The following is a 26190-nucleotide window of genomic DNA, read 5'->3' as shown; positions in this document are numbered from 1 at the left end:
ATGACAATATTATTACAGGTTAATAATTTAAGTAAGTCGTTTAGAATAGGCCGAAAATGGTTTAATCAAAAATATTTTACCGCACTCGAACCGATTTCATTTGAGGTACAAGCTCACCATACCTTAGCTATTGTTGGAGAAACCGGATCGGGTAAATCAACCTTAGCAAAATTATTGGTTGGTGCGGAACTGCCTTCAACAGGTAGCATAAAACTTAATGGCCAAACATTACAACCTGGAGACTTTAAGCAAAGATGCCAGCATGTACGGATGATATTTCAAGACTCTGGGACAACATTGAACCCAAGCTTAACCATTGGGCAATTGCTGAATGAACCTTTATTGATCAATACCAAATTAAATGAAGAAGACCGCCACTGTCTGATTCGAGAAACATTACAAAAAGTAGGTTTGCTCGCTGAACATATGAATTTTTATCCGCACATGTTCTCTGGTGGTCAGAAACAACGCATATCATTAGCTCGGGCGATAATATTACAACCGCAGGTGATTATATTAGATGAAGCCTTAGCTTCTCTCGACCCTTCGTTACGCTCGCAAATGATTAACTTGTTGCTCGATTTACAAGAACAGATGGGACTCGCTTATATTTTAATTTCTCATAACTTAGGTATTGTTAGGCATTTTAGCGATAAGATAATGGTTTTAAGTAAAGGACAAGTCGTAGAGATGGGCGACACCGCAAAAATTCTCAGTCGACCAAAACATCAATATACCAAAAAACTTATTCTCAACCAAAGATTCCAACTGTTACACCGCTAACAACTCGCTTAATGGTTATATCAATAAAGCCAGCAAATGCTGGCTTTATAAGAGTGAAGATAAAGTAACCAAGACTTTATTTCTCAGCGCGTCCCATAAATTTACGTTCTTCGGTATTCACTTTGATTTTATCACCGATTGAAATATGTTCTGGCACCTGAACGGTTAAGCCCGTAGATAAAATTGCCGGCTTAGTGCGAGCTGTTGCCGAGCCACCTTTAATTGATGGGTCTGTTTCAGTAATAACCAGTTCAACACTCGGGGGTAAATCAATACCAACCGCAGCACCATCAACAATAATAATTGATAAACCTAAGGTATCTTCACAAATAAATAGAGCTTCGTCAGCAATACTTTCTTTGTTAAGATTGTATGGCGTGTAATCTTCATTGTCCATAAAGACATATTCATCACCATCGATGTATGAAAACATCGCGGGACGTCGGCTTAAGTCAGCAAAGTTCAGCATATCCGAGTCTTTAAACGTCTCATCAATCTTACCGCCAGTGACAACATCGTACATACGCATACGGTATAAACTACCACCAGCACGACCTTGAGGAACTGAACGCTCTATATCTCTTACAATAAATACTTTTCCGTTATGCTCTACCGCAGCATTTTTCTTTATATCACTGGCCTTTGGCATGGATAATAATTCCTAAAATTAAATGTCAGAGAAAAATAGCACGAACTTAACATGATGAAAATGTTTTAGTATGCAAATTTTTCGGTTTTATCAGGTTATTCACTTTTTAAAATATAATCTAAACCGCCCGTTATAGCAGCCACTTGCGCAAGAATGCAATTTTCATCGTCAACTTTTGGGCTATCAGGGTAAACTTCGGTGGTGGTCAAGAATTTAGCATTGGTTAAGCCCATACATAATCCTAGCTCTCGCGCAGCATAATTTATAACGCCAGGCTGTTCAAGGGGTACGCCGATCAATTTACCGCTTTTGTCAGCGGGCGCTATATGGGTAACTTCTTCAACGGCATCAATAATCGCTTTTTGAAAGTCAGCGACTGGCTTTACGCTATCGGCGACTAAATAAAAGCCATCAGGGATTTGCCATTCTTTTTCTTGTATCGCATCTCGAGCACAAAGTGCTGGCCGAAATGTGGAATTATCAGTGTCAGTCGTTTCGTGTAAATCAATATGCACGAAAATATCACGGTTGAGCTCGGCAACATACTTCATTATCGCTGCTGATTCTTGCGCTGGACTGTTTTGATAAAAAGAACGATTAGGGTCTATCGCTTTGCAATTCCAACGGTTAACCGTTTCATAACCCCAAGGGCTGATACAAGGCGCAATGACAATATTAAAGTGTTCCGCATATTTGCCAGCTTGTGTTTGGGCAAAGCGTAATGCACCCTGCACACCGCTGGTTTCATAGCCATGAACACCACCGGTCACTAAAACTGTTTTTTTATTGTCTTGCCAGTTTTTTGTTTTAATCACATACAAAGGATAACGACTTTCATTAAGCGATAATGCGCCATACTGAAGAACATCAAAATCTTCTTTTATTGCGCTTATCTTTTCAACGACTTCATCTTGATATGAACGGGTTACCGTTTGTGCTTTAAACCACTGAACATTTTCTTTTTCAGTCCATTTTTTGCCCGGCGTTCCAATCGGATAGTTTTCTTCTTGATTCATTTGATTTTCTTTTGATATTGTAAATATTATCAGCAAGTTTACACGCACATAGGAACAACCGTAAGGTCATTATCAATAAATACGCTGATTCAACCAGAAAAAAGGATAAAGCTCAACAATCAGCCTTATCCTTTAAGCTAAATAGACTACTGCGGGCAGTTCAATGGTGCGCTATTCGCTTTGCTTGGCACTAATCGAATATGGTTAACAGATAAATTAACCGCGCCCGAGGTACGCAATTCAAAAGGCACAGCAATTTTACTCAGCTGTAGACCTTTCTCAGCAAAGCAATTTAAGCTAATAGCAATATCTTGCCACTCACCTTGCTTAGATGCCGCTAATTGGGCTTGAATATTATAACTTGCCTGACAATTTGCGCTGTCGCCAATCGTTCCACAATTCATGGTGATGTAAACAGGCGTGTTAATATCACTGTCTCTTTTAACTGAAAATGTTAAGGCCGAATTTTTTTCAAGTTCACTAGTAAGATCTTCTCTAAAACCGTTGCTGTTGATAAATTTAACTCCCGCACTCGCTGCGCCAGTGGTCTTGAGTCGAAATGAATCTTCTTGTATCTCTTTATCAACTGTTCGATAAAAAATTCCTTTAAGTGATTCACTACTCGACTCTATTTCAATGCTTTGTTGTTGAGAAAATAATAACATTTTCCACGGCGCTATCGCCTTACCTAGGAAAATATCAGTAATTAAATGCGTATTAAGCGCCACATTAGAATGCTCAGATAAGTCAGCTAATAAAGTGTCATCTTGATAGGTTAAACCATAACCATATGAAAATAATGGTTGGTAGTCTTCGTCAAAACGATTGACAATTTGTGTCGGTAGTTTAGGCCAAGAGAAAGACAATTTACCGGTAAAGTCGTGTTGGATGTTATCAGCTAGGCTTTTCAATAAAACATCTGCGATTGCTTTACCCTCAGAGCCCGGTAGCCATGCAGCGACAAAAGCATTACTAGCATTGAGTTCGGCATTGACCCACATGGGTCGACCACTAATAAAAACAGCAACAACAGGTATTCCCTTTGCTTTAAGTGATGTAAGTAATGCTAAATCTTTTTTATGACCACGCTGATATTCAAGGTTATCAATATCACCATGCCCTTCGGCATAAGGTTCTTCACCAAAAACGACAATCGCTACATCGGGTTTGTTTGTGTAGCTGCCATCAACACTCAAAGTGACTTGACCACCTGCAGCACTGACTTGTTGTTCAATCCCAGAATAAATAGAAGAGCCACCGATAAAGTCTGAATTTTTATTACCGGTTCCTTGCCAAGTAATACTCCAGCCCCCTGACTGTTTACCGATATTATCAGCGGCATCGCCGGCCACTAAGATGTGCTGCTTAGGTGATAAGGGTAATAGCTGCCCGTTGTTTTTTAACAGCACTAAGGATTCTCGAACGGCCTGACGAGCGACTTCGCGGTGCGACTCACCGCCAATTAAGGCGATGTTCCCTGATAAAACACGCTTGGCAGGACTGGGCTTTTCAAAAAGCCCGGCCCGGACCTTCACCCGTAAAATACGCGTTACGGCATCATCAATACGTGACTGCAGAATATCGCCTTGCTTTACTTGTGCAATTATATTGTCATAGAGTGGTCGCCACGCTTCTGTTGGCACCATAAAAATATCTAAGCCAGCATTAACCGCCTGAGCGCAATTTTCTTTAATACAGCCTTTAACTTGTCCGTGACCATTCCAATCACCGACAACAAAACCGTCAAAACCCATTCTATTTTTCAAGACATCGGTTAGCAGATACTTATGACCATGTACTTTATCTCCATGCCAACTATTAAATGAAGCCATTACCGACTGAGCTCCCGCCGTTAAACCGCCAACATAGCCTTGGGCATGCACAGTAAAGAGCTCTTGCTCGCTCGCTATATTTTCGCCTTGATCATCGCCACCTTGCGTACCGCCATCACCGATAAAATGTTTAATGGTACTGATCACGCGTTTATCACCTAAAAAATCTTTATTCGCATGACCTTGTAAACCTTTAACGACTGACGCTGCGTATAAGCGAACAATCTCGGGATCTTCTGAGTAGCCTTCATAGGTTCTTCCCCAACGATCATCTCTAACCACGGCAACGGTTGGAGCAAACACCCAATCAATACCAGTAACCATGACTTCTGTCGCGGTTATTTCTGCTATTTTCTCAATAAGTGTCGGATTATTTGCTGCGCCCAAGCCAATATTATGAGGAAAAAGTGTCGCTCCGATAACATTATTATGACCGTGCACCGCATCAGTGCCCCACATCGTTGGAATTGTTGAACCATCGAGTGAATCATCAACAGATGCTTGATACATTTTCTCAGCTAATAAAACCCAATCAGCAGGGGTCGAATGCTTATTATTATTGGGGAAACCTCCACCACCATTTAAATAAGAGCCAAAACCATAGGTACGCATATCCTCAAGGGTAATATCACGAATTTCAGGTTGGATCATTTGCGCCACTTTTTGTTGCAAGGTCATCTCAGCCAGAAAGTTAGCCACTCTTTGTTCGACTTGCGTATCTTTTTTAACGTCACTTTCAAGTTGAGGCCAAATTTTATCGGCTTTATTGCTATCAATAGCTTGTGTCTCTGGCACCGTCAACGTCAAATTTTCAGCAGGGCTGCAGCCAAGGATTAATAACGAAAGCGTGATAAGAAACCCATTTTTTTTGTCAAATTTTAAGTATTTCATTGCGTTGATATTCATTATGTTTTTATGACTACCTTGCTACCCTTCAAACCGTAAAAGACGATATAGATGTAACAAAATAAAGGTAAGATAAAAGCAAACTGCACACTGATACTATCCGCTAACAGGCCCTGTAATACGGGGACGATGGCGCCACCAACGATCGCTAAGCAAAGGATACCCGCTCCCTGACTGGTGTGCTTTTTAAGGCCACTTAACGCCAAACTAAAAATCGTTGGAAACATAATAGAGTTAAATAACCCGACTAATAAAATGGCCCACATCGCTATACTGCCAGAGCTCAAAATAGTGATGGCAATTAAAATCACTGAACAAAGCGCATTAAAGGCTAAGGTTTTACCCGCATCAATTTTTTGCATGACTGCAGCGCCAATAAAACGCCCAACCATAGCTCCGCCCCAATAATAAGTAAGGTACTTTGCCGCTTGAGTTTCTTCTAAACCAGCGATATCAGTTTCACCTAAAAAGCTCACCAAAAAGCTGCCAATTGACACTTCTGCGCCAACATAAACAAAAATACCGATAGCACCTAAAACTAGATGGCGATACTGCCATGCCGACCCTTCAATTTTTTCGCCATCAACGACCTCAGCACTTTCAATATGTGGAAGTTTTAAGAAAGCAAAAATAGCAGCAAGCACTAACAAGGCCGCCATCAGTCCTAAATAAGGCAGTTGTACCGATTCAGCACTGTTTGCTGACATTGAATCAGTCACTTCGTTTAAAATTAATAACGCGCCAAAATAAGGTGCGATAGTTGTGCCTAAAGAATTAAACGCTTGGGTCATGGTTAATCGTGACGAAGCGGTTTCTTTTTTACCCATTAAAGTCACATAAGGATTTGCAGAAACTTGCAAAACGGTAATGCCACTAGCTAAAACGAATAAAGCCGCTAAAAAAACCGGATAACTATGTAAAGAAGCGGCGGGATAAAACATTAAACAACCCAAAGCCGCAATCACTAAACCAACCACAATACCTTTTTGATAGCCCATTTTTTCGACAAACCATCCCGCAGGCAAAGAAACCAAAAAATAAGCGCCAAAAAAGCAAAACTGCACTAGCATGGACTGTGCATAACTTAACGAAAAAATAGCCTTTAAATGGGGGATCAAAATGTCATTTAAGCAGGTAATAAATCCCCACATAAAAAATAATGATGTCAGTGAAATTAACGCAAAGCGAGTAGAGTTATCTCCACCAAATCCATTAGATGAATTCGCTTGTGAGGTTTTGCTTTGATCTAAAGTAAAAGATGTTCCAGCCATGTGGTGAGGTCCTATTGCTTAAAAATAAACACAAAGAATTTAGCTACGTCCGGTAGCAAGTTTATTCTTTATATCGCTTAAAATTGGTGATGTTAATAACAAACCTATATCAGGCTTTATTATTGACTTTTTTTTATTATAATTTGGCAGTAAAACCGCGAGAACACTGTTTACTGTCATTAATTTATCTTGAGTGATACAACAAATAGTTGCAATTTAAATGAGGTGTAGTGGGTAATCAATGCGTTAAAAGCGAATTTAAATAACACCGTAAGATGAATTAACCCAATAGCAGACAAAATTAAATCGCAAAAGGGTTTAATTAATTACCTCTGAGCTAACTTAACATGAAATAAGGGCTCTTATGGCTGCAAAGTGGCTTTATATTGCAGATCAAAACAGTGTCTCGGCTTTTATTAATTGACGATTCAAATAATCTCGTTGTTTTTTAATTTTCAAAGCTTTAGGTTTCACTTTTTGTACTTCTGTAACAATTTTATCGACTGGCCAACCTAGTGCTAATAGTAATAAAGCAATAACAGTTCCCGTTCGACCTGTGCCGCCTTTACAATGAATAGCCACCACACCTTTTTTTTTCAATTCATCGACTATGGTCGGTTTATTTATTGCCCATTGTGTTTCAAAAGCCGTACTCGGCGCTTCATCATCAATAATTGGCAATTGCAGCCAACTAAGCTGATGCTGGCGACAGAGTTCAGGTAAAGAAAGTACCTTGTTACTTGCCATTTCTTCATCAAACATTAAAGTGATCAGCATTGAAACACCCGCTTGCTTCAACTGCTTAAGTGATTGTTCCAGGCTAACTAATTTAGTGCCGGGACAAGGGGTAAATATCAGCTTAGCACCGTTATCCAGCGCTATGACTTCAAAGGGATGTTTATTCACTTAATCTTTACTCTTATTAGTTATATGGCTTGTTAAAACAATTAAAAACTAAAGCTTAACACGCACTGTTTGCAGAGCATTAGCGGCAATAGATACTTGTGCATATTGACTACCAATTTGTAATGAATAGTTTATTGGTGCTTTAGTGGTATTAAGTAATTGTACACTGACCAAACCATTATCATTAATCGCAGCGCTGGCGTGTAAAGCATCTTTGTCTAAGCCATCTAACTGTTGATTAACCTGTAATGCCGTATCACCTGGTCGAATGGTTTTACTAAACTGTGCTAATACATAATAAATCGGGGTGTAATAAACCTCACCTGTCTCAGTATCAATCATGATAGGTGCACCACAAAAGTTACCTACGTGATTAGGGCCACCATGCTTATCGAGTACGATGTTCCAATCTATCCAGCCCTCTAGCCAATGATCTAAACTAACAATAATATTACGTGCATAACGATGAACGGGGGTGTATATGGGATGATCCTCAGGTTTAGGCGCCCAAGTTGCGGTGTACGCCCAGTCGGTCGCATTTTTGTTCCACCAAAAATCATCATTATTGAACCAGTTACTTTCTTTAAAGCGAACAGGATCTAAGATACCTGCTGGTGCATCTTTACCTAAATCATCAATCGTACCTTCGGTATGTATAATTGAAAACTCTGGAAATTTTTCATGAACCCTGTCAAACACATCTTCATTAACTTGATTACTGCTTTCGTACCAATGAACGGCTGTACCATATACATACTCAGACGTTTCTTTGTCCCCGAGTATTTCATCAGTCCAATGCTCCATTTCATCACGATTTTGGTCATAAATAAGTAATTTAACCGCGTTGTGCGCACTCGCTTTTAATTTTGGACCTAAATGGTCCTTAATAAAAGTATTTTGGGTCTTAGGTGTAAAATGCATACTTTCCCATTGACCACTGTTGCCATGCGGTTCATTTACTGGCGTTAGTGCCCAGAGTTCAATACCCTCTTGCTGATATGCATCGAGGTACTTAATAAGGTAGTCTGCATAAGTAGCGACGTACTGTGGTTTTAATTCGCCGCCCGTGCCTTGGTGATTATTTTCAGGTGTTGGCTTAACATAATAGTCTTCAATCGTTTTCATCCAAGGTGGCGCAGTCCATGCGGAAGCGACTATCTTTAAATCTTTGTCAACTTGCTGATTTTTTATCGCGTAAGCTTCTTTTATCATTGGCAACAAATCAAATTGCTCATCTTTAATACCAGGGTAATGTTGAGCGCTAAAACCATCACTGTCTACCGCGATACTGAATGAGGTTAAGTTAGCGTCATCTTTACGTTCTGCATATGAATAGCGACCGTCCACGGCAAAGTCTGTTGCACCAATGTGCGTGCGTGCTATTGAAAAATTAGCGCCCTTTTCGCCGTAAATATTTTCCATCACCTCTGCTCGCTTATCTTTAGTTAAGTGTGCAAGCACAAAAGCGGAAGATTCAGTGAACGATGTACCAATACCAATAATTTTTTGTTTTTTAATATCTGGCCTTACCACAATAACCTTGCCCGTAGCTGTACCTTGTTGAAAGATTAAATTCTGCTGTGGCGCTATTTTATCACCGGCTTCACTAGTCAGTAATATTTCTTGGGTCATTGAAAGCTGGTAATTAATATCGGTGGTATTATTATTCATTTGAGTTGCCTGATTTACTGGTGCACAACTCATTATGGTGAGAGAAGTGATTGTTATAATAAATAACTTATGAATGAATTTTTTTTCAATATTATTCATTTTATGATGCTCATGTCTGTGAGAAGAAAAAGAAAAACTTAATGCTTATCTAAGCGGTTATTTAGCCAAGATAAGCTTACCGAACATACCCGCATCTATCCAACCACGATCAGCCGCTCCACCTTCTGCAGATTCTGAGCCAATAAAGTTTTCACGTAGTTCACTGCCGTCGTTATCACAATAAGCCACCATGAGTCCCATCACTTTGCCAGCAAACAAAGCGACTGGTTTGTTAATATGGCTTGAGTCTGTTGTGGTGTCTTGATATTCATCGTTATAAATATCGATGCTTAGTTCCCAAATAACCGTGTTGCCTTGTTGTTTCCAGTTACTTTGAACATGATGTGAATAGTTCTGCGGTTTTTTGTTGGTACCTATATCTATGGCTTGGTTATCAAGAGACATGTGGTAGGCAAATGCATTATGGTTATATTGGTGATCACCGCCAGAGAAATCTTCATCAATAAAAATCTCTAAGCAATCGTCATCCCAATATTGGCTCAAGGGGTCACGATGAGTATCGATGAGAATGTCATCAATAATTTCAGCTATAATATATAATTTAGCTTGCGTCCAAACCACCTTGTATCGGCCTTGAAAGTCTTCTTTTGAAAATTCTGGACCTAACCAACGTTGATCTAAATTTTGCCACTGTGCTAATTGCCAAACACTTTCATTGGCAATACCATCAACATTTGGCGCTTTTTCAGCATGGGGTGCATAATAATTAAGTCGATTAGCCGCGTGACTATCGGCTGCATAGCAAGGCACAATTGATGCCATAGAAAAAATGGACGCAATAATTATCTGTTTAATACTTAACATTTAATATCCCTTAATTGACAATGACTGTTTACCCAAGTGAGTAACATCTACAGATATATCAATCATCTAATGAGCGGCTATTTTTAACAACCGTATTACGATAAAGGGGATTTTAGAAGCGGTAGGCTGGTCAATATAAGGCAATAACAAGATCACCTGAATAAAAAATGCCATATTGACCACAAGTTGTCGTCAATATACTACATGTCAGTTAAAAAACTCTTGATCACTTCTCGATAATTACGGCTCACTTTAACTTGGTCATATTCACCTAGTTTAAGAAAAAACTCACCTTTAGTATGAGGGATCACTTTTTGGATATAATTAAGATTAACAATCGTTGAACGGTGCACACGTTTAAACATTTCAGAGTCTAAATCTTCCAGCAAATTTTTCAAGGTGCAGCGTTTAATATGGGTAACTCCTTGCGCATGAACACAAACATAATCTCCTGCTGCGTCAACCCATTCAATATCGGTTTGTTTTAACAGGGTTATATCGTCTCGGTCTTTAATAACGATTTTACGCTCAACTTTGTCGGTATTAAGCTTAGGAAGGCTAATACTCTGCGGAGAAACGCTATCAGGGTTTTCCATTTCATTGATTGAGTCTATCGCACTAATAATGCGAGATTTGTTTAAAGTGTCTTCATCACTTTCACAGCGGACCAACGCACGCTGAATGGCACGCTGAATTCGTTCGTCATCAATAGGTTTAAGAATATAGTCAACGGCATGCACATCAAACGCATCTAAAGCATATTGCTCAAATGCGGTCGTGAAAACCACCATAGGAACAATATCAGATTGTAATTTTTTAATAACGCCAAAACCATCGACACCTGGCATCTGTATATCTAAAAAGAGTAAATCAGGTGCTAAGGCCATCGTCGCTTCAATCGCTTCACGACCATTTTTACATTCGGCAACAATGTCTATTTCAGGAATTTTATTTAACTTTGCACGCAAGAGATTAAGCGCTAAAGGCTCATCATCAACAATAATTGTTCTTAACTTATTCATAAATTTAACTCACCGTCATTGAGTTTGGTACTGGCTAGCAGGTGTTATTTCATCAAGCGTTTCAAAAGGCAGCTTAATGATAGTTTTTAAACCACCTGATGGGATAATATTAAGGTTAAATACGTAGTCATCTGCATATAACACTTTAAGTCTTTCATCTATATTACGCAAGCCAACACCTCGACTCCTTTTTCCTTTCATTTTACTACCGTCAACCGCGGCTCCAGAACCAGTATCGCTTAATTCTAACACCAACATTTTATCAACAACGTCAGCCCATAGACTAATAGTGCCACCGTCTTCATTTTGCGCGATAACATGTTTCATTGAGTTTTCAATAATAGGTTGTATTAATAAACTCGGTATTAAAGCTAACTTTGCATTATCAGAAATTTTAAAATCTAATTTAAGTCGCTCGCCAAAACGGGTTTTCTCTATTTCTAAATATAAGTTAAGGGCGATAATTTCAAATTCTAACGCAATTTTAGTATCAGGGTTATTGTCCAATGAATAACGTAAAAACTTACTTAATTGTACGGTCATGCGCTGAGCTTTCTCTGGAGCTTCGCATTCAATCAGAGAATTAATGGCATTGAGTGTGTTACAAAGAAAATGAGGGTTGAGTTGGTAACGTAACATTTTTATTTTTGCATCTCGGGCTACCGATTGCGCGCTCACTCTTTTTAATTGCTCTTCTTTAGCTTCTGCTGCTTTTGAAAGCAACATTTTATGTTCAAATTGCAACAATTGATAATAGCGAATACCATGAAAAAAACCAGCCCAACAAAAGAAAATAAAGATACTACTAAAATACCAGCCACCAAACTCGTCCCAATTACCAGCAGAGCTGGTCAGCTCTATATAAAGTTTGACTCGAATAAGTGTCCAAATAAAGGAAATACAGATCACTGAAACAAAGGTTATCAGTACGCGGGTAAAAATAGATGATTGCCAACACCTCATGAAAATCCAATAGAGTGGCAATGAGCAAAATATGCCGACAACAGACTGCCAAAAAGTATGATTAAGGTGCTCGACATCGATTTGGACATACCAAAGTGTCAGTGATATCAGGCTAATTAATGAAACAAAAGACCAAAAGCAAATTTGTAAAGCCCAAAATAGATACTCTGGCTTTTTTGAAATAAATTTATTCAAACGTAATAGTGGGTTGTCAGACATATTTGCTCCGAAATCATCTGATATTATACTACCCCTTCCGCCACTGCTGGTCGAATAAAAATTTCCTTACTATCGTTGCTAAAGACCGTTTCACCTCATTAAGGTAGAAATAGCTTAACTTAACTTACTGAGTAAGTCAGTAAGTTAATCGATAGTTCATTGTCATCAAAAAGTATTCTTGCTATTTAAGTCAGGTGATTTTATATTTAATCAGCTGAAATTATTAGCTATCTTGAAAGAAAATTAAATTGTTGTTGTTTTAAATGGTGAGACTACATGGATATGGTAAACTCAAATAAATTGATAGCGAATCTATTTTAAAACCTTTATAAGAAGGATTTTATGGACAAATCGCCGTAACAGCAAAGTTTGTAGAAAACTTGCAAATAGGATCTATTTAATGAGATTTTTAACCACCCTTTCTATCCGGTCTAAGTTAGTCATTGCCATGTTAATGGCCGTTATCATATCGACCAGTATTGTTGGCTTTGTCGGCCACTCAAAAGCCAAAGAACTGCTTATATCCAGACTACAACAATCAGATTTACCTAATCTACTGCTACGCGTTCGTAATGCAGTCGATGGCGAAATTTCTGAAATGAAAGTGTTAACAAAATCAATAGCCACTAACCCTTTTCTACTCGATTGGATAGGTTCTGGTGCCAGCAAAGACAATGAAGCTAACGTTATTAGTATGCTGAGTAACATCGCTAAAGATAACAATTTGAGTAATGCCTCCTTCGCCGATCGAAAAACAGCTAAATATTGGAACCAAGATGGCTTTCTTCGTGTTCTCAAAGATGACAGTCTTGATGGTTGGTTTTTTGCATTCACCAATAGTAATAAAGAAGAGTCGGCAAGTACCTACGCTTATCCAAATGGTAATGTAGATGTTTTTATCAACTATCAACAACTTAATGGACGAGGTGTTTCTGGATTATCTAAATCATTTAATGACATGGTTAATTACCTAAACAGCTTTAAAATTGAAGAGTCAGGATTAGTGTATCTTGTTGATCACTCGGGGTTGGTAAAAATTCATCAAGATAAAGCAAAAAGTGAAAAGGCGAACTTGACTGATCTATATAAAGATATAAATTTTCAAACGCTGTTATCAAAACAACCATTTTCTTTTCAAGAAACAGAAAGTTTAATCGTAGCGACAAGCTATATCTCAAGTTTGGGTTGGTATGTTGTTGCAGAAGTGCCAAAGGCTGAATTGTACTTAGCGTTGAATGAGTCGCGAAATTATATGCTAATTTGGTTTGTCATTATTGTTGTGGTGTTTATTTTTATCAGTATCATTTTTGCAAAAAGTTTAACGCAACCTATCAATGATCTCGCTGGATTATTTAAAGCCTTGGGTGATGGTGAAGGCGACCTTAGTTACCGACTAAGTGAAAGCGGCAGTGAAGAAGTCTCACGTCTGGCCCATGGTTTTAATACTTTTATCAGTAAAATACACTCGGTAGTTAATGATGTTGCTAAAACATCAAAAGATGTCCGCCACGCATCGTTAGAGGTTTCCCAAGATGCAGAGCAGTCAAAAATCGATGCTGAAGGTCAGCGTGATATTGCCACACAAGTTGCAACGGCTATTAGCGAAATGGGTTCAACCATTACAGAAATTGCAGCAAACGCCGCACATGCCGCTGACTCGACGAGCGAAGCGATAACCCAAGCTAAAAATGCACAAGTTGTTGTTAAAGAATCAACGGAGAATATATACCAGATGGCACAAAAGATGGATTCTGTCTCTGTTACCATTGAATCTTTAGCGAATAAAAGTAACGCTATTAGTAGTGTCCTTGATGTCATACGAGGAATTTCAGAGCAAACAAATTTATTGGCATTAAATGCCGCGATTGAGGCTGCTCGTGCAGGTGAACAAGGTCGTGGTTTTGCGGTGGTCGCTGATGAAGTTCGTAACTTAGCGAAGCGCACCAGTGAGTCCACTGATGAAATTAATAAAATGATCAACCTTTTGCAATCAGAGTCTCAGCGAGCTGTTGATAGCGTAAGGGAAAGTAAAGTGACCGCCGAAATTGGCGCAAAGGATGCTCAACAGACAACAGAGGCACTTGAGGAGATTGTTGCTAATATTCAGCTGATTTCAGATCTAAACACTCAGGTGGCTACAGCAACAGAAGAGCAAGCAGCCGTTGTCGGTGAAATTAATATTCACGTTCATACGATAAGCGATAGCACAGAAAACAGTGCGCAAATATCAACCCGTATAGCCTGTTCAAGTGAATCACTCACGGCAATGGCAATGAACCTTGATAGCTTGGTCAAACGCTTTAAAATATAAGGAAAGGTTAATGGCTTGTGTAAATAAGGGGTTTTTAATCATTTAATTAGGCCAATAAAAAAACCCAACGACTTTGACCGAGCAATATTTGCTGACAAAATTCTTGGGTTATTACTTTTATCGACGGTTAAGCTTTAACGAAAACTAAGCAACAGCATTGTTTTTGTTAATGTTTATAACCTTGTTTGGATAAATGTTTTTCATCACTAACTTAGGCGTTCTGTCGACTTTAAAGAGTCCCCAATGTTTTTCAGGTTCTAATTTATCAGGAGATCCTTTCCATGGTTCATCAAAAGCTTCAAAGACGAAGGTCAGAATTTTTTCTTCTGTCGTCCAAGCAAGTAGTTGCTGATAATATTCTGCCTGTAGTACTTCGTTAGCATTCCAAGGCTCTATGCCACGTCCATTTGATGCCGTTGTCCAACCCGCTTCGGTAATTATCACCGGTTTGTCAGGGTAATGATGGGCAACACTGTAATAATTTTGTTTGGTATATTCGAGTGCATCTTCCATCGTTCTGTATTCCCAGGCAGGGTAAGTATGAATGGAAATAAAATCTAGTTCAGCAACCAAGGGCTCAAGTTTGTATGTCCAAGGGACATAGTTTTCACAAAATGTTACCGGTTGATGAATTTCTTTTTTAATTTGTTTTACATAGTTTACTAAACTATCGACAGGTACCATATGGTCTGTCCATTCGACACTTGCTTCATTGCCGACAGAAACTGAAAATACAATGTCATCATACTTTTTGGTAAGTGCGATCATACTATGAATTTCATCACAATTTTTCTGACGATTAGCATTAATAACTTCTTGGCTAAAATCAGCCCCCCAAGGACAGTTAGGGTTACTCATTTCGGCTGCCATATCTACGCCTAGCATGACTTTGAAATGCATTTTTTCAGTTTTAATAACATCAAGAACAAGTTCGGCGTGTGGCCCACAATCGTAAAGTCGAAGGTAGCTCCAGTTTTTCTTTAAAATGAGTAAGTCTTCTTTAACTTCATCATAACTTGGGTAAAGACCTTCTCTTGGATTTTGCCCGTCACGATAGCCAGAATAACAAATAGCATTTTCATGCAGCAACTTCATCGAACTGATTGTTGCTACTTTATCACTGTGTTTTTTAAACATACTTTAATTTCCCGTTTTTATCCCAAAGGCCCCAATGCGCGCCAACTCCGCCTTCATCTTTAACTTTCCAAACCTCATCAAATGATGAAAAATAGAAGACCGCTATATTTTCTTCTTCTGCCCACTGATAAGTACCTAAAAAGTACTTAATGGCGTTTTCATAAGATGGCACAGCACCCCACTCTGCTGGGCCTTCGTTTGGCCAGCCAGTTTCAGTGATAATAACTTTTTTACCCTTGCCAGCTTTAATTGCACGGCGGTACATGTCTTTCATGTAAAGGATGGAGTACTCAAGGGCACAACCTTCCCAAAAAGGATAACAATTCGCTAAGATCAAGTCGCAGGCGTCGGTAACCTTGGGATGTTCTTCAAATTCATAGTAAGCGTCAACATAGCCTACTTCGATACCTGGTAATGCTGCTTTTACACGATTAATGTAAGCGATCAATTGTCCTTCACTCAAGTCTTCACGCAGTAAGACTTCATTGCCAACAGCGACAATATCGGCGTAACCTTGCTGTGCAACAGCTATCAGGTTGTTGATTTCTTTCTCATTATTTTCTAAATCATCATCTAGCCACGCACCGACTAAGGTTTTTAAACCTCGCTGCTTGGCTATCTTGGGGATATTTTCATTACCGTCAGTACAAGAAAAAGAACGGATCCAGTTAATACTTGGAGAAATAATAGCCAAACGTGCCGATATCTGTGCCTCGCTTATCTTAGTGCCAGGCCCTTGCCCTTCGGTATAAGGGCTAAAGGAAATACCATGAATTTTATTTTCTAGTACCCCAGTAACAGCACTTTGTAAGTCTTCTCTAGAAGAATGACCAAGATTCATTCCAGCCAATGACATATGCTTATTGTATTTACTCGACATGCTCGTCTCCGATAACCATCGTTATATATAATTGAGGGGGTATTGATACCCCGTCTTTAATCAAACAACCAAAAAATTATACTAAATAATAATTAATAAAATAAATTATCAGTTGATATCGTTAAGGTTAATTGCTGTATTTGACCGCTTCTAAGAAACAACTCAGTACTCTCTTTAGCAGGTAAACTCAACGCTGAGAATGTTTGCTGTTTACCGTCTTTATAAGTCACTATTAACGAAGGTTCAACTTTATCGTTAAGCTGATAAACAATTGGAACCTGACACCAAGTAAAAGCGAGCCCCATAGCTGGCACCGTTATTTCTTGCCAATTTTTGCTCACATCTAGGTAGCGAAATGGCTTTGCTTGTTGAATAAATTCACATGATTGCAATAAGCTTGGTTCAAACGAGACAACACCTGCGTTAACGCGAAGCCCTAACTCGCCAAAACGTGAAAGTATTTCTTCTTTCACTTGTCCTGTCATACCCGGTTGTTGTGCACCTGAATGTTTAGGGGTGTGAGAGTATGGGTCCATTGGAAATGCCCCATATTCAAGTGGTGTTTTGTTAAAACCAATACCATCACGAACTCGATAGTATAAACTGGCAATTTGTCGCCTTACCTCGTCACTTTCTCCTTGCTCAACACAGCTAAAAAAGTTTTCTTCTACCGCTAACATAAGCTTAGAAACCATGTGCCAATAGATACAGCCCAAACCTTCAAAACCAAACATACCACCAGAGCGGCCAGTAAAAGCTTGATGATTAAAGGTTTGCTCATAAAGATCAAAAATCGCTGTTTTATCAGTTGTTAGTGCGTGAGGATATTCTTGGCTAAGCTCAGTTAACTTATCTTGTAGAACATTGCTATTAGTAATATCAGCATTGAAGCGATATTGACCATCAATATCTTGCAAAATGATGCGTTCATCAACCTGTTTAAGCATCTGTTGCAGCGAAGCGTTTTCTTGTACCTGCTGGGCATTAACACAATTTTTTTCTAAAAAGCTTGGCAGCTTTCTATCGGGATAAAGCATAAAACTTTTTTGATCGGGGCGATAAACATCACTCGCAAAAAGCGCTTCGACTACATCAACCACTTGTTTTGGTTTAAGTGCACCAGAACTTAAGGCAGCAACCTGTCCTTCGAGCATTGGGTACAGATTTTTAACCTTGGAGGTCTTATTTTCTAGGCTCAATAAATTATAAGCGTTATATAATCCGTCGGCGCGTTCATTGGTCTCAATCGTATGTTCAATCGCTTTTAGGGCATCACTTAACATAGCGCTGATCTGACTAATCTGCTGACGCGTCTTGCCACTAAAACCTTCTTGGCTATAGATAGCTTGACGGTAATCGCTTGCTGCCATGCCTAGTTCCGCAGTACTTTGATAGCGTACCTCAGCAGTTACTGGCTCAGGGGTTAACGTTGAAACTAAATGTGTTAATGCGTTTGCCGTATCCGTCAACCATAAGTTAACTTCAATAGACAACTCAACATCTTGTGTTTCATTAGCAATTAACTCTTGGAAAAAACAAACATAACGACGCAAGTAACATAAGGTCACCATAGATAAACCTTGCCCAACTAAGGCATTGTTTGCATCATTCCATTCGGGTCTTTGGGTATTTAACCAAATACCACCATCAACCACTAAATTACCCAATTTAGACAATAAGGGTACTAATAATTTTTCCAACAAGTTAACTTGATAAACATCCCCGTTGGCATCAAGGACCAGTTTACCATCAGCCCCCATTGTTTTAACACGTTGCTCAATGTTAAGCGCGAGCGATTCGTCATAGGTGACGGTGCTTTTAGCATCTTTAACCAAGTCATCAAATGACTTAATGCGATAAGGCACATTGGCATAACTGAAAAGTGTTTGGCGCAGCATCGCAGTCAATTTTTCTGGATGAAATTGCTTCGACAGCTCAAGCATCTTTTGTAAGTAAATTATTTGATGATCACCCCAGTAACCAATATAGCTCCATGGGTCATCAGGCTCTTCGACTTCCCAGTCGATACCTTCTTTGGTAATTCTATAAGGATTATAACCATCCATCGTCGAAGCATTAACAAACTTGGCAACAACACTTTCAATAAATTGCGGATAGCTATACGTTAATGCCTCCCAGTTTTGAAAAATATCTCGCCAATTTCCTTGGTAAGTTAACAAACGCTTATTGTTTTCGTCCACTAATTTAATAGCGAACTGGTTCCATGGACGACTCGGATCGCCATGACGACGACCAAATGATATAGGTAAATATTCAGAAGCTAAGCGTTCAAGTTGGCTATCGCCAGACGTTTTAATTTCTGTCAGTAATTCCACAAAATCTAACTTTTCCGGCAAACTGTCTAACAGCGCTTGATTGCGTTGATAAACCTTATGGTTAAATAAATTAATCGTCTTGGTAAAGTCATCTGCAGAGATCTGATATTGATCGTCAAAAATACCACCACGCAAGGCATTAAATAAGACATTAGCATAGTGATGCTCGGCAACACTCTCTTCACCCGTTAATTGAAAACCGTCAACAGAAGCCATAATACGAGCAAGTTCATCAGAGCCATTGGCTATAGAATCGTTGATATTGTCGTTAAGTTTATTTTGGTCGCCTAGCTGGCTACGCAAGACAACAGATTGACTTTGAGTCTGCTCAATATTAGCAATAAATTGCCACTTTTTACCACTGTGCGGCTTAAGTTCAAGGGTAGTATTCACTAAATATGCGCCACGAATACCTCGCTTTGTTGTTTCCTGTTCAACCTGTTCGCCACGTCGAAAAGCACCTAATTGCTCAGATGACAGTAAAATATTAGTGTTATCTAAACCAAGGCAAAAAACCGTATTGGCTTTTAATGACTCACAAGGCTCTGCTCTATCGGTGATGCCCGAAAACAAAGTAAAAAAGGCAAGACCTGAACTTTCATCTAACTCGGTCCACTTATAGGCATCCACTAAATTGCTTGAATTTGTTTGGGTAAAGCGCGGTGTGCCTGCAGGTAAAATATTCTGAAAACCATCAATAATTTCAACACTTAAAGGTTTATCTGATAAGTTCTCTAATTCACATTTCCTTACAAAACCATAAGTGTCGCTCGTTGCCCAGGTATAGCGAAAGGCTAACTGCAAATCATTATGAATTTCTTCAAAACACAGTTTATTGCCTAAAACGTTCTTGTATAAGTTTCTGGTGATATTAAAACGAAGTTCATGCTCACGATTAAAGGGTTCCCAATCAACCTTTTCACTACCCGTATTAACACGTAATAAAGTTTTACAACCGGTATTTAACTCACTTTCATGAATTTTGTCTACGGTAATATAAGGAAATAAAGACGTCTCTGGCGATACACGCCCTGCGGTTAATCCACCCGTTGATGAAACAAATAGCCAATGGTCACTATTAGAAATAACGCTAACAAAAAAAGGAGCCATCTTATTAACATTGTTAATGGCATAAAAACGTTCGTCAGCGATAGTGACAAATTCACCGGTCACTTGATTGTTGTGGGTATTACATATTTTCATTTTTAATTCCTACCTAAACTCAAGGTACTTTACTGTTCTAAATAATTGAATAAATTAATAGATGAATGTTTAAATTCATCTATTTCTAAAATTTACGGTTTACTGATTTAAAGGTTTAAATATTCTGACAAAGTCAACTTCCATTGATACCGGAAAAATACTGTCATCTATGGGTCCACCTGCTTTGCCCCACATACCGCCAATCGCAAGGTTTAGAATAACGTGGTAAGGATGATCGTAAGGCCAAGCGCGCCAGCCGCTAGATTCATTGCTATAAAAGAAATAAGGCACATTATCAAACAATACGGTAATACTCTCTGGCGTCCACTCAACGGAGTAAAGATGAAAAGCTTTTTCAACATCTTGACCTTCGATACTGCCCTTTCTTTGTTCCCAATTCGCCCAATAATAAGCTTTATTATGCACGGTACCATGAATGGTTTGCATGTCGTAACCAACGTGTTCCATGATGTCTATTTCACCCGAGTTAGGCCAAGCATCACAGGTTGCACTGCCTTGCCAATCGTCGTTTTCTTGACAGGTGCTTGAATATTTAAAAGGATCACTAGGTAACATCCAAATAGCTGACCAAGTGCCTTGCCCTGCCGGTAACTTAGCTCTAACGTCGACACGTCCGTAAAGAAAATCACCTTTACCTTGTGAGTGAATACGGCCAGAGGTATATTTTGCATCATCTAAATTTTCTTTATAGGCGGTGATCACTAAATTACCGTCTTTTACATGGACATTTTTGAGGTTATCGGTATAAGTTTGATCTTCACTGTTCACCTTACGAGCAGGCCAAATATCATAACTCCATTTATTTGGATCTGGCTTACCTTGATAATTAAATTCATCACTCCAAACCAATTGCCATTGCTTTGACTCAGTATTTTTTTTACGGACAATTAAGGCATTAAGGATTGGCTGCCCGTTGATCGCTTCAAAGTTTATATCTAGTTGCCCATCGGTTACTTCAATACTATAAACAGCTCGTGCTAAGGCCGATATATGCTTACCATCTCGAGCAAGCCTGACATTTAAATCACTAATAACCAGCTTATTCTCAGCAAACACATTGAAGACACGAGCATCCATAGCGTTGTCTTCGGGTTCAGCAAATTTAAAAATGATATCGTACAGTCCATTTTCCATGGGTTGCTTAATGCCGATATTACCAAAGCGAAAAGATTGATAAATAAAACTATCTTGTGAGCCTTTGATATTTTCAATCGTACCTATATCACCAGTAGTTATCGATTGATCTGCTTGATAGCTTATACCGTCAACGCCAACATATTCACTACCACCAACATTAATTGCCCAGACTACCGTGTTATCTTTTTCACTATGATCACTTTGCTTGTCACCCTGATGAACAGAAGATAAATGAGGTTCCTCGGGCTGATAACGTTCATCGTCGCTTATCAGTTCTTGGCCAACAAGTAATACGGGGATCAAAATTAAGACCAAGACCAGCAATGATTTTTTGTTATTTTGTTTATTATTCATTTTGTTGAAGCTCCAAATTCATAACGTTATCTCAGCTACATAGCGTTATTTATTAGCAATATTAGAGCAACAATAAGGGAACTAGGATGTATCGCAATCAAAACAAGGCAAGATGGACTAGCCTTGCGGTAAAAACGACACTTCTCGCTTAGCGACTAAGCCCAGTGAGTCTTTAAGGCTAAATGTATTTGTTCAACTTTTTCTTTGTTAAGCACGTACTTTCGCATGACCCAGGCAACAAGTATTGAACCTAATGCGGGGTAAACAGTGAATGATAGTAAAATCCCCTCTTTAGCCATTTCTGTTTGTTCAACGTCTGCTTGGTAGCCATAATAAGCGAGTAACCAACCGGCGAAAGCACCACCAAAAGCGACACCTAATTTGATAAAAAACACCACCGAAGAATAGACCATGCCTGTTATGCGAACACCTGTTTTCAAATGACCATAATCAATGGTGTCAGCCATCTTTGCCCACAACAAAGGGGTTGCCATTTGTAAAAAGAAGCTCCATAAAAAAAACAATACAAAGGCGGTGGTTACTTGATCTTTGGGGACAAAATAACTGATCACACAGATAAAAGCGGCAATGAGCTGTAAACTAATATAAGCCTTAATCTTGCAGACTCTTTTTGCAAGAGCTTGAGCACAAGCGCAGCCTAAAATGCTACCAATCATGCCCAGCGACATAAATAAAGTAATTTGCGCTTCGAGACCGAGCACATATTTAACATAATATATCGCTAATGTGGCTCTTAATACTTGGCCTGTTAATAAAAATAAACCTGCCAGCGACAATATTCGCCATTGATCATTTTGCCACAGTGCTTTTAAATCGTCGAAAAAGGATGTTTGCTGATTTTCAGGTACGCAAACACGTTCTTTAGTACCACCAAAACATAATAGAAACATCGCCACGCCTAAAAGGCTCATCGCGACCATAGTGAGCTGATACCCTTTGGCTTTATCACCATCACCAAAATACTCAACTAAAGGCAAAGTGCCTGCGGCAACAATTAATCCACCGAGCATTCCTAAAACGAATCGATAAGTTTGCACTGATACGCGTTCAGCAGGCTGCGTCGTTAAAACACCACCTAACGCAGAATATGGGATATTAATTGCGGTATAGACCATCATTAACAAGGTATAAGTAACAAAGGCATATATAACCTTAGCGTTACCCGTCAAGTCTGGCGTAGTAAATGCCATAATAGAAATAATGCCAAACGGCACAGCGAGCCAAAGTAGATAAGGTCGAAATTGTCCAAAACGTGTTCTAGTACGGTCAGCAAGTGCCCCCATCAGCGGATCAGTTATCGCGTCAAATAAACGCACCACTAAAAACATAGTGCCAACAACAGCTGGCGAAATACCCACCACATCAGTATAAAAAATCAACAGAAACATCATTACCGTTTGGAAAATAATATTACTGGCGGTATCACCCAAGCCATAAGCAATTTTTTCGCGAATTGTTAACATAAAGCGTCTCTTTTGATTATTGACTCGACTAACGAGCTTATAGATATAAGGTTATAAAATAAAAAAAAGGCCTATATCGCAAAACAATATAGGCCTATTAGTTGAAACTCACTAGATTACAGGTTTACTTAAAACTGTAACGAACACCTACAGTATATCTAGTACCGTACTGTCTAGCGGATAAAAACTGCTCTTCGTAACGACCAAAAGATTGCTCGGTTTCGTTATTCAGATTTAACCCTTCAACAAATACCGTAAAGTTTTCATCAATGTCGTAGTTAATACTCATATCTACTTGACCAAACTCTTTAGCAAATTGTGGTGGCGCATCAGAAGAACCTTGAGCTTGTCCTACACCAATAAGGTATTCGTCACGCCAAGCGTAAGTGACTTTTACTGACAAACCTTCTTTTTCATAAAACAATTGAAAGTTAGCCGAATCACTTAAACCGGTTAGTGGTGTTTGCGGCTTTAAATCAGCAACACTATCAACTTTAGTTATGTCATCAACATCGAATTTAACATCACCATCAACAAAGGTCGCATTAGCACCGAAACCAAAACCACTCTCGCCAAAAAAATGTTGAACAGCGACTTCTATGCCGTCAACCATCTTGTCATCAGGGGCATTGAATGGACGGGTAATATCCCATTGCATTAAAGGATCATCACCTGCTGGTTCAATAAAGCCTTGAGCGTTTAACGTCGCTCCGTTAGCTTGCATTTGTGCAAAAATTTCATCACTGGTTGGCGTGCCACCGAGATCAGATACCGCTTGATTCCAACGTGGTCCCTGATAAATATCACGCATATCATCAACTGATGTCGTTATCGTTTGGCTACTAATAAAATTCTTTACATCTTTTCTAAAGTAACCAATAGCAGCATAACTGCCTTCTGCATAATAATATTCTAACGAAATATCAAGGTTAGTAGACTCATAAGGGTCAAGGTTAGTGTTACCTTCACCACCTATACGAGAGTTAGGACGCGTACTTGCCCCTAATGAACGACCACCAGCTAAGCTACCTAAAGGAGCACGAGCTATCGTTTTCCCCCAAGACGCACGGGCAACAAGTTCCTCACTAAGATCAATTTTGGCATCAATCATAGGTAAAAAGACATCATGCTCACCTTCAAGCGATAAAATAGTATTTTCACCTGGTTGATATTGAGTAAGCCACTCACTGCCACCTTTCCACCAAACTTCGGTAGGTATAGGTTGCAAGACATTACTGGTTACATCGGTTTGCTCATATCTAAAACCAACATTAACCTGCACGGGTAATTCAGCAACTTCAAACTCAAATAAAGACGATGCATAAACACTCGTAGTATCTTCATCTACTGAAGATTGTGATTGAACACTACCAGGGCGGTAAGCGTCGGTACTAAAAAAGTCGTCGCCTAATACATCACTGTTTAAATAATACGCTGAACGAGCAACCGCTTCATCAAAGTCAAAACTATAATAGTATCCAGCCCCCATAGGGTTGTCGCCATTTGAAAATTCATCCAAAAAGCCATCGGTTGTATTGTACTCAAACATTCCATCAGGAAATGCCGCTGAATAATTGGGATTAAACAAGAAACCACCAATCAGGCCACTCCATGAACGTGAACCACCCATGGTTTGCTCAGTACGAGCAACACCAAACTTAACTAACTTTAATGACGAGTCATCTGGGTTTTCCCAAGAACCATCGATTTGCAGTTGATCAATTTCAGACTTTCCAGGAGTATGCTCAAATTGGCTAAAATGTGAATCTATCTCACTCGGTGCAAGCGTTGTAGAGCCATTTTTCCAGAAGATTGTCCCTTGTGGAATATCACCTTGTCTGAAGTCATAATGTTTATTAACCAATTGATCTGAACCAAAAACTAATGATCCCGTGCCATTCATGCCTTTATCTTTGCCATTGTCAGCTTTATTTTCTGAGCTATGGTAATCGACTGAAAAAACAAAGTCATCGGACGGTCGCCATTCAACATTAAAACCTAATGAGCTTTCATTAGTTTCAGTTGTATTTCGATTGGCCGTATAAGAGCCATCATTACCAGACAAATCGGCAAAGATAACCGTACCATTTTCATCTAATTCGTAAGCATCAATGTTGCCGCCAAAATCGTGCCATTGACCCCAACCAATAGAATTAGTGCCCGTAGTTGACTCTCCCATCGTATAATCAAGTGTCATAATCACACTTTCAATAGGCGCATATTGGAAAGTAACATTGGCATTGGTTCTTTCACGCTCAACGTTAGCAATACCATAGTTCATATCACGAGGGAAAAAAGCACCCGCTGCCGCATTTGCATCACGATTATCAATGACTTTGTCATCATCTAAAGTCGGGAGCTGTGCGTCTGGCTGAAACTGCCAACCTTGAATATTTGCCGATTGTTGTTGAAAGTCACGTTGTTGATGAGAGAACGACAAAGCAAAACCAAAGGTGTCATCAGCAAAAGTATTACTGTATAAGCCTGAAAATTCTGGAGTAACATCATCACCTTCAACATTAGACGAGTCATAAATACCTTTTCCTGAAAGAACAAATTTCTCACCAGGGCTAGCAAAAGGTTTCATGGTAATAATATTAACTGTCGCGCCAAGACCACCACTTGGGTTTTCTGCACGCGCTGTTTTATGTACTTCAATAGCACTAACACCATCAGAAGACAAATTTTCTAAACTGTATGAACGTGAATTACCTGTACCCGGCATTTGACGACCGTTAAGTGTAATTAGGTTAAACTCTGGACCAAAACCACGCACGGTTATCTGGCTGCCTTCGCCATTTGAACGACTGACCGAAACACCGGTAATACGTTGTAATGACTCGGCTAAGTTAGTGTCTGGAAATTTACCCATATCTTCAGCAGATATAACGTCAACAACGCCAGAAGCGTTTCTTTTTACTGACATAGAGCGAGATAAACTGCTCATGATACCTGTCACTTGAATAACTTCTATTGCAGCGTCTTTTTCACTACTATTGACTTTATCTGTTACTGCTTCTTCGGCATAAAGCTGACTGCTCAAACCGGTTGCTAAAACCGCTGATATACAAACAGCTAGGCGCTTTTTATTAAAAATTGAATGTTTCATGGTTACCCTACTTTCTTAAAATTAGTTTTAATGACGGCGGCTGTTTAAAGCCGCTC

17 protein-coding genes are annotated in these 26190 nt (G+C 39.2%); 2 read left to right on the top strand and 15 right to left on the bottom strand.

Features of this window, described 5'->3' with window-relative positions:
• Nucleotides 1-783: an ATP-binding cassette domain-containing protein gene (locus H4J67_RS03490; RefSeq protein WP_070374110.1), complete on the top strand. Its 783-nt coding sequence runs from the start codon at nt 1-3 to the stop codon at nt 781-783.
• 76 nt (nt 784-859) lie between these two features.
• On the opposite strand, the gene yeiP is transcribed toward H4J67_RS03490, so the two are convergent.
• The 9 genes from yeiP to H4J67_RS03445 all read right to left on the bottom strand — a co-directional run bounded on the left by yeiP (nt 860) and on the right by H4J67_RS03445 (nt 12162).
• Nucleotides 860-1432 carry an elongation factor P-like protein YeiP gene (gene yeiP, locus H4J67_RS03485; RefSeq protein ID WP_182174511.1) on the bottom strand — a complete coding sequence of 191 codons (573 nt, stop codon included), beginning with the start codon at nt 1430-1432 and terminating at the stop codon, nt 860-862.
• Between the two features lie 95 nt (nt 1433-1527).
• Nucleotides 1528-2448 (bottom strand): M14 family metallocarboxypeptidase, encoded by a 921-nt coding sequence (locus H4J67_RS03480; protein WP_182174508.1) that lies wholly within the window; start codon nt 2446-2448, stop codon nt 1528-1530.
• Between the two features lie 146 nt (nt 2449-2594).
• On the bottom strand, nt 2595-5171 hold the full coding sequence (locus H4J67_RS03475) for an exo 1,3/1,4-beta-D-glucan glucohydrolase (protein ID WP_182202879.1): 2577 nt from the start codon (nt 5169-5171) through the stop codon (nt 2595-2597).
• Between the two features lie 14 nt (nt 5172-5185).
• Nucleotides 5186-6457, bottom strand: a complete 1272-nt coding sequence (locus tag H4J67_RS03470; RefSeq protein WP_182174502.1) for a sugar MFS transporter — start codon at nt 6455-6457, stop codon at nt 5186-5188.
• Between the two features lie 393 nt (nt 6458-6850).
• Nucleotides 6851-7363 carry a tyrosine-protein phosphatase gene (locus tag H4J67_RS03465; protein WP_182174499.1) on the bottom strand — a complete coding sequence of 171 codons (513 nt, stop codon included), beginning with the start codon at nt 7361-7363 and terminating at the stop codon, nt 6851-6853.
• 48 nt (nt 7364-7411) lie between these two features.
• A complete protein-coding gene (locus tag H4J67_RS03460; RefSeq protein ID WP_259368470.1) occupies nt 7412-9034 on the bottom strand; it encodes a glycoside hydrolase family 30 beta sandwich domain-containing protein in 1623 nt (540 codons plus the stop codon).
• Nucleotides 9035-9190: 156 nt separating this feature from the next.
• Nucleotides 9191-9958 carry a sugar-binding protein gene (locus tag H4J67_RS03455; protein WP_182174493.1) on the bottom strand — a complete coding sequence of 256 codons (768 nt, stop codon included), beginning with the start codon at nt 9956-9958 and terminating at the stop codon, nt 9191-9193.
• A 200-nt stretch (nt 9959-10158) separates the two neighbouring features.
• Nucleotides 10159-10980 carry a LytTR family DNA-binding domain-containing protein gene (locus H4J67_RS03450; protein ID WP_182174490.1) on the bottom strand — a complete coding sequence of 274 codons (822 nt, stop codon included), beginning with the start codon at nt 10978-10980 and terminating at the stop codon, nt 10159-10161.
• A 15-nt stretch (nt 10981-10995) separates the two neighbouring features.
• Nucleotides 10996-12162 (bottom strand): sensor histidine kinase, encoded by a 1167-nt coding sequence (locus tag H4J67_RS03445; RefSeq protein WP_182174487.1) that lies wholly within the window; start codon nt 12160-12162, stop codon nt 10996-10998.
• Between the two features lie 400 nt (nt 12163-12562).
• On the opposite strand from H4J67_RS03445, the gene H4J67_RS03440 reads away from it, so the two are divergent.
• Nucleotides 12563-14473, top strand: coding sequence for a methyl-accepting chemotaxis protein (locus tag H4J67_RS03440; RefSeq protein ID WP_182174484.1), 1911 nt, complete (start codon nt 12563-12565; stop codon nt 14471-14473).
• Nucleotides 14474-14617: 144 nt separating this feature from the next.
• Here the strand turns inward: H4J67_RS03440 and H4J67_RS03435 are convergent, their stop codons facing one another.
• From H4J67_RS03435 to H4J67_RS03410, 6 genes are all read right to left on the bottom strand, one after another.
• On the bottom strand, nt 14618-15610 hold the full coding sequence (locus tag H4J67_RS03435) for a glycosyl hydrolase family 17 protein (protein ID WP_220463281.1): 993 nt from the start codon (nt 15608-15610) through the stop codon (nt 14618-14620).
• On the bottom strand, nt 15603-16490 hold the full coding sequence (locus H4J67_RS03430; RefSeq protein ID WP_182174481.1) for a glycosyl hydrolase family 17 protein: 888 nt from the start codon (nt 16488-16490) through the stop codon (nt 15603-15605). The genes H4J67_RS03435 and H4J67_RS03430 overlap by 8 nt, the downstream gene beginning before the upstream one ends.
• 92 nt (nt 16491-16582) lie before the next feature.
• The gene (locus tag H4J67_RS03425; protein ID WP_182174478.1) at nt 16583-20029 is read right to left on the bottom strand and encodes a hypothetical protein; all 3447 of its coding nucleotides are present in this window, start codon (nt 20027-20029) and stop codon (nt 16583-16585) included.
• A 99-nt stretch (nt 20030-20128) separates the two neighbouring features.
• The gene (locus H4J67_RS03420; RefSeq protein ID WP_182174475.1) at nt 20129-21541 is read right to left on the bottom strand and encodes a family 16 glycosylhydrolase; all 1413 of its coding nucleotides are present in this window, start codon (nt 21539-21541) and stop codon (nt 20129-20131) included.
• A 155-nt stretch (nt 21542-21696) separates the two neighbouring features.
• Nucleotides 21697-23025: a glycoside-pentoside-hexuronide (GPH):cation symporter gene (locus H4J67_RS03415; RefSeq protein WP_182174472.1), complete on the bottom strand. Its 1329-nt coding sequence runs from the start codon at nt 23023-23025 to the stop codon at nt 21697-21699.
• A gap of 124 nt (nt 23026-23149) precedes the next feature.
• On the bottom strand, nt 23150-26134 hold the full coding sequence (locus H4J67_RS03410) for a TonB-dependent receptor (protein ID WP_182174470.1): 2985 nt from the start codon (nt 26132-26134) through the stop codon (nt 23150-23152).
• Nucleotides 26135-26190 lie beyond the last annotated feature (56 nt).

Origin of the sequence: Colwellia sp. BRX10-4 (genome assembly GCF_014077465.1) — a bacterium.
In the GTDB taxonomy this organism is placed as follows: domain Bacteria; phylum Pseudomonadota; class Gammaproteobacteria; order Enterobacterales; family Alteromonadaceae; genus Colwellia_A.
This window is presented reverse-complemented; position numbering and strand designations above follow the sequence as displayed.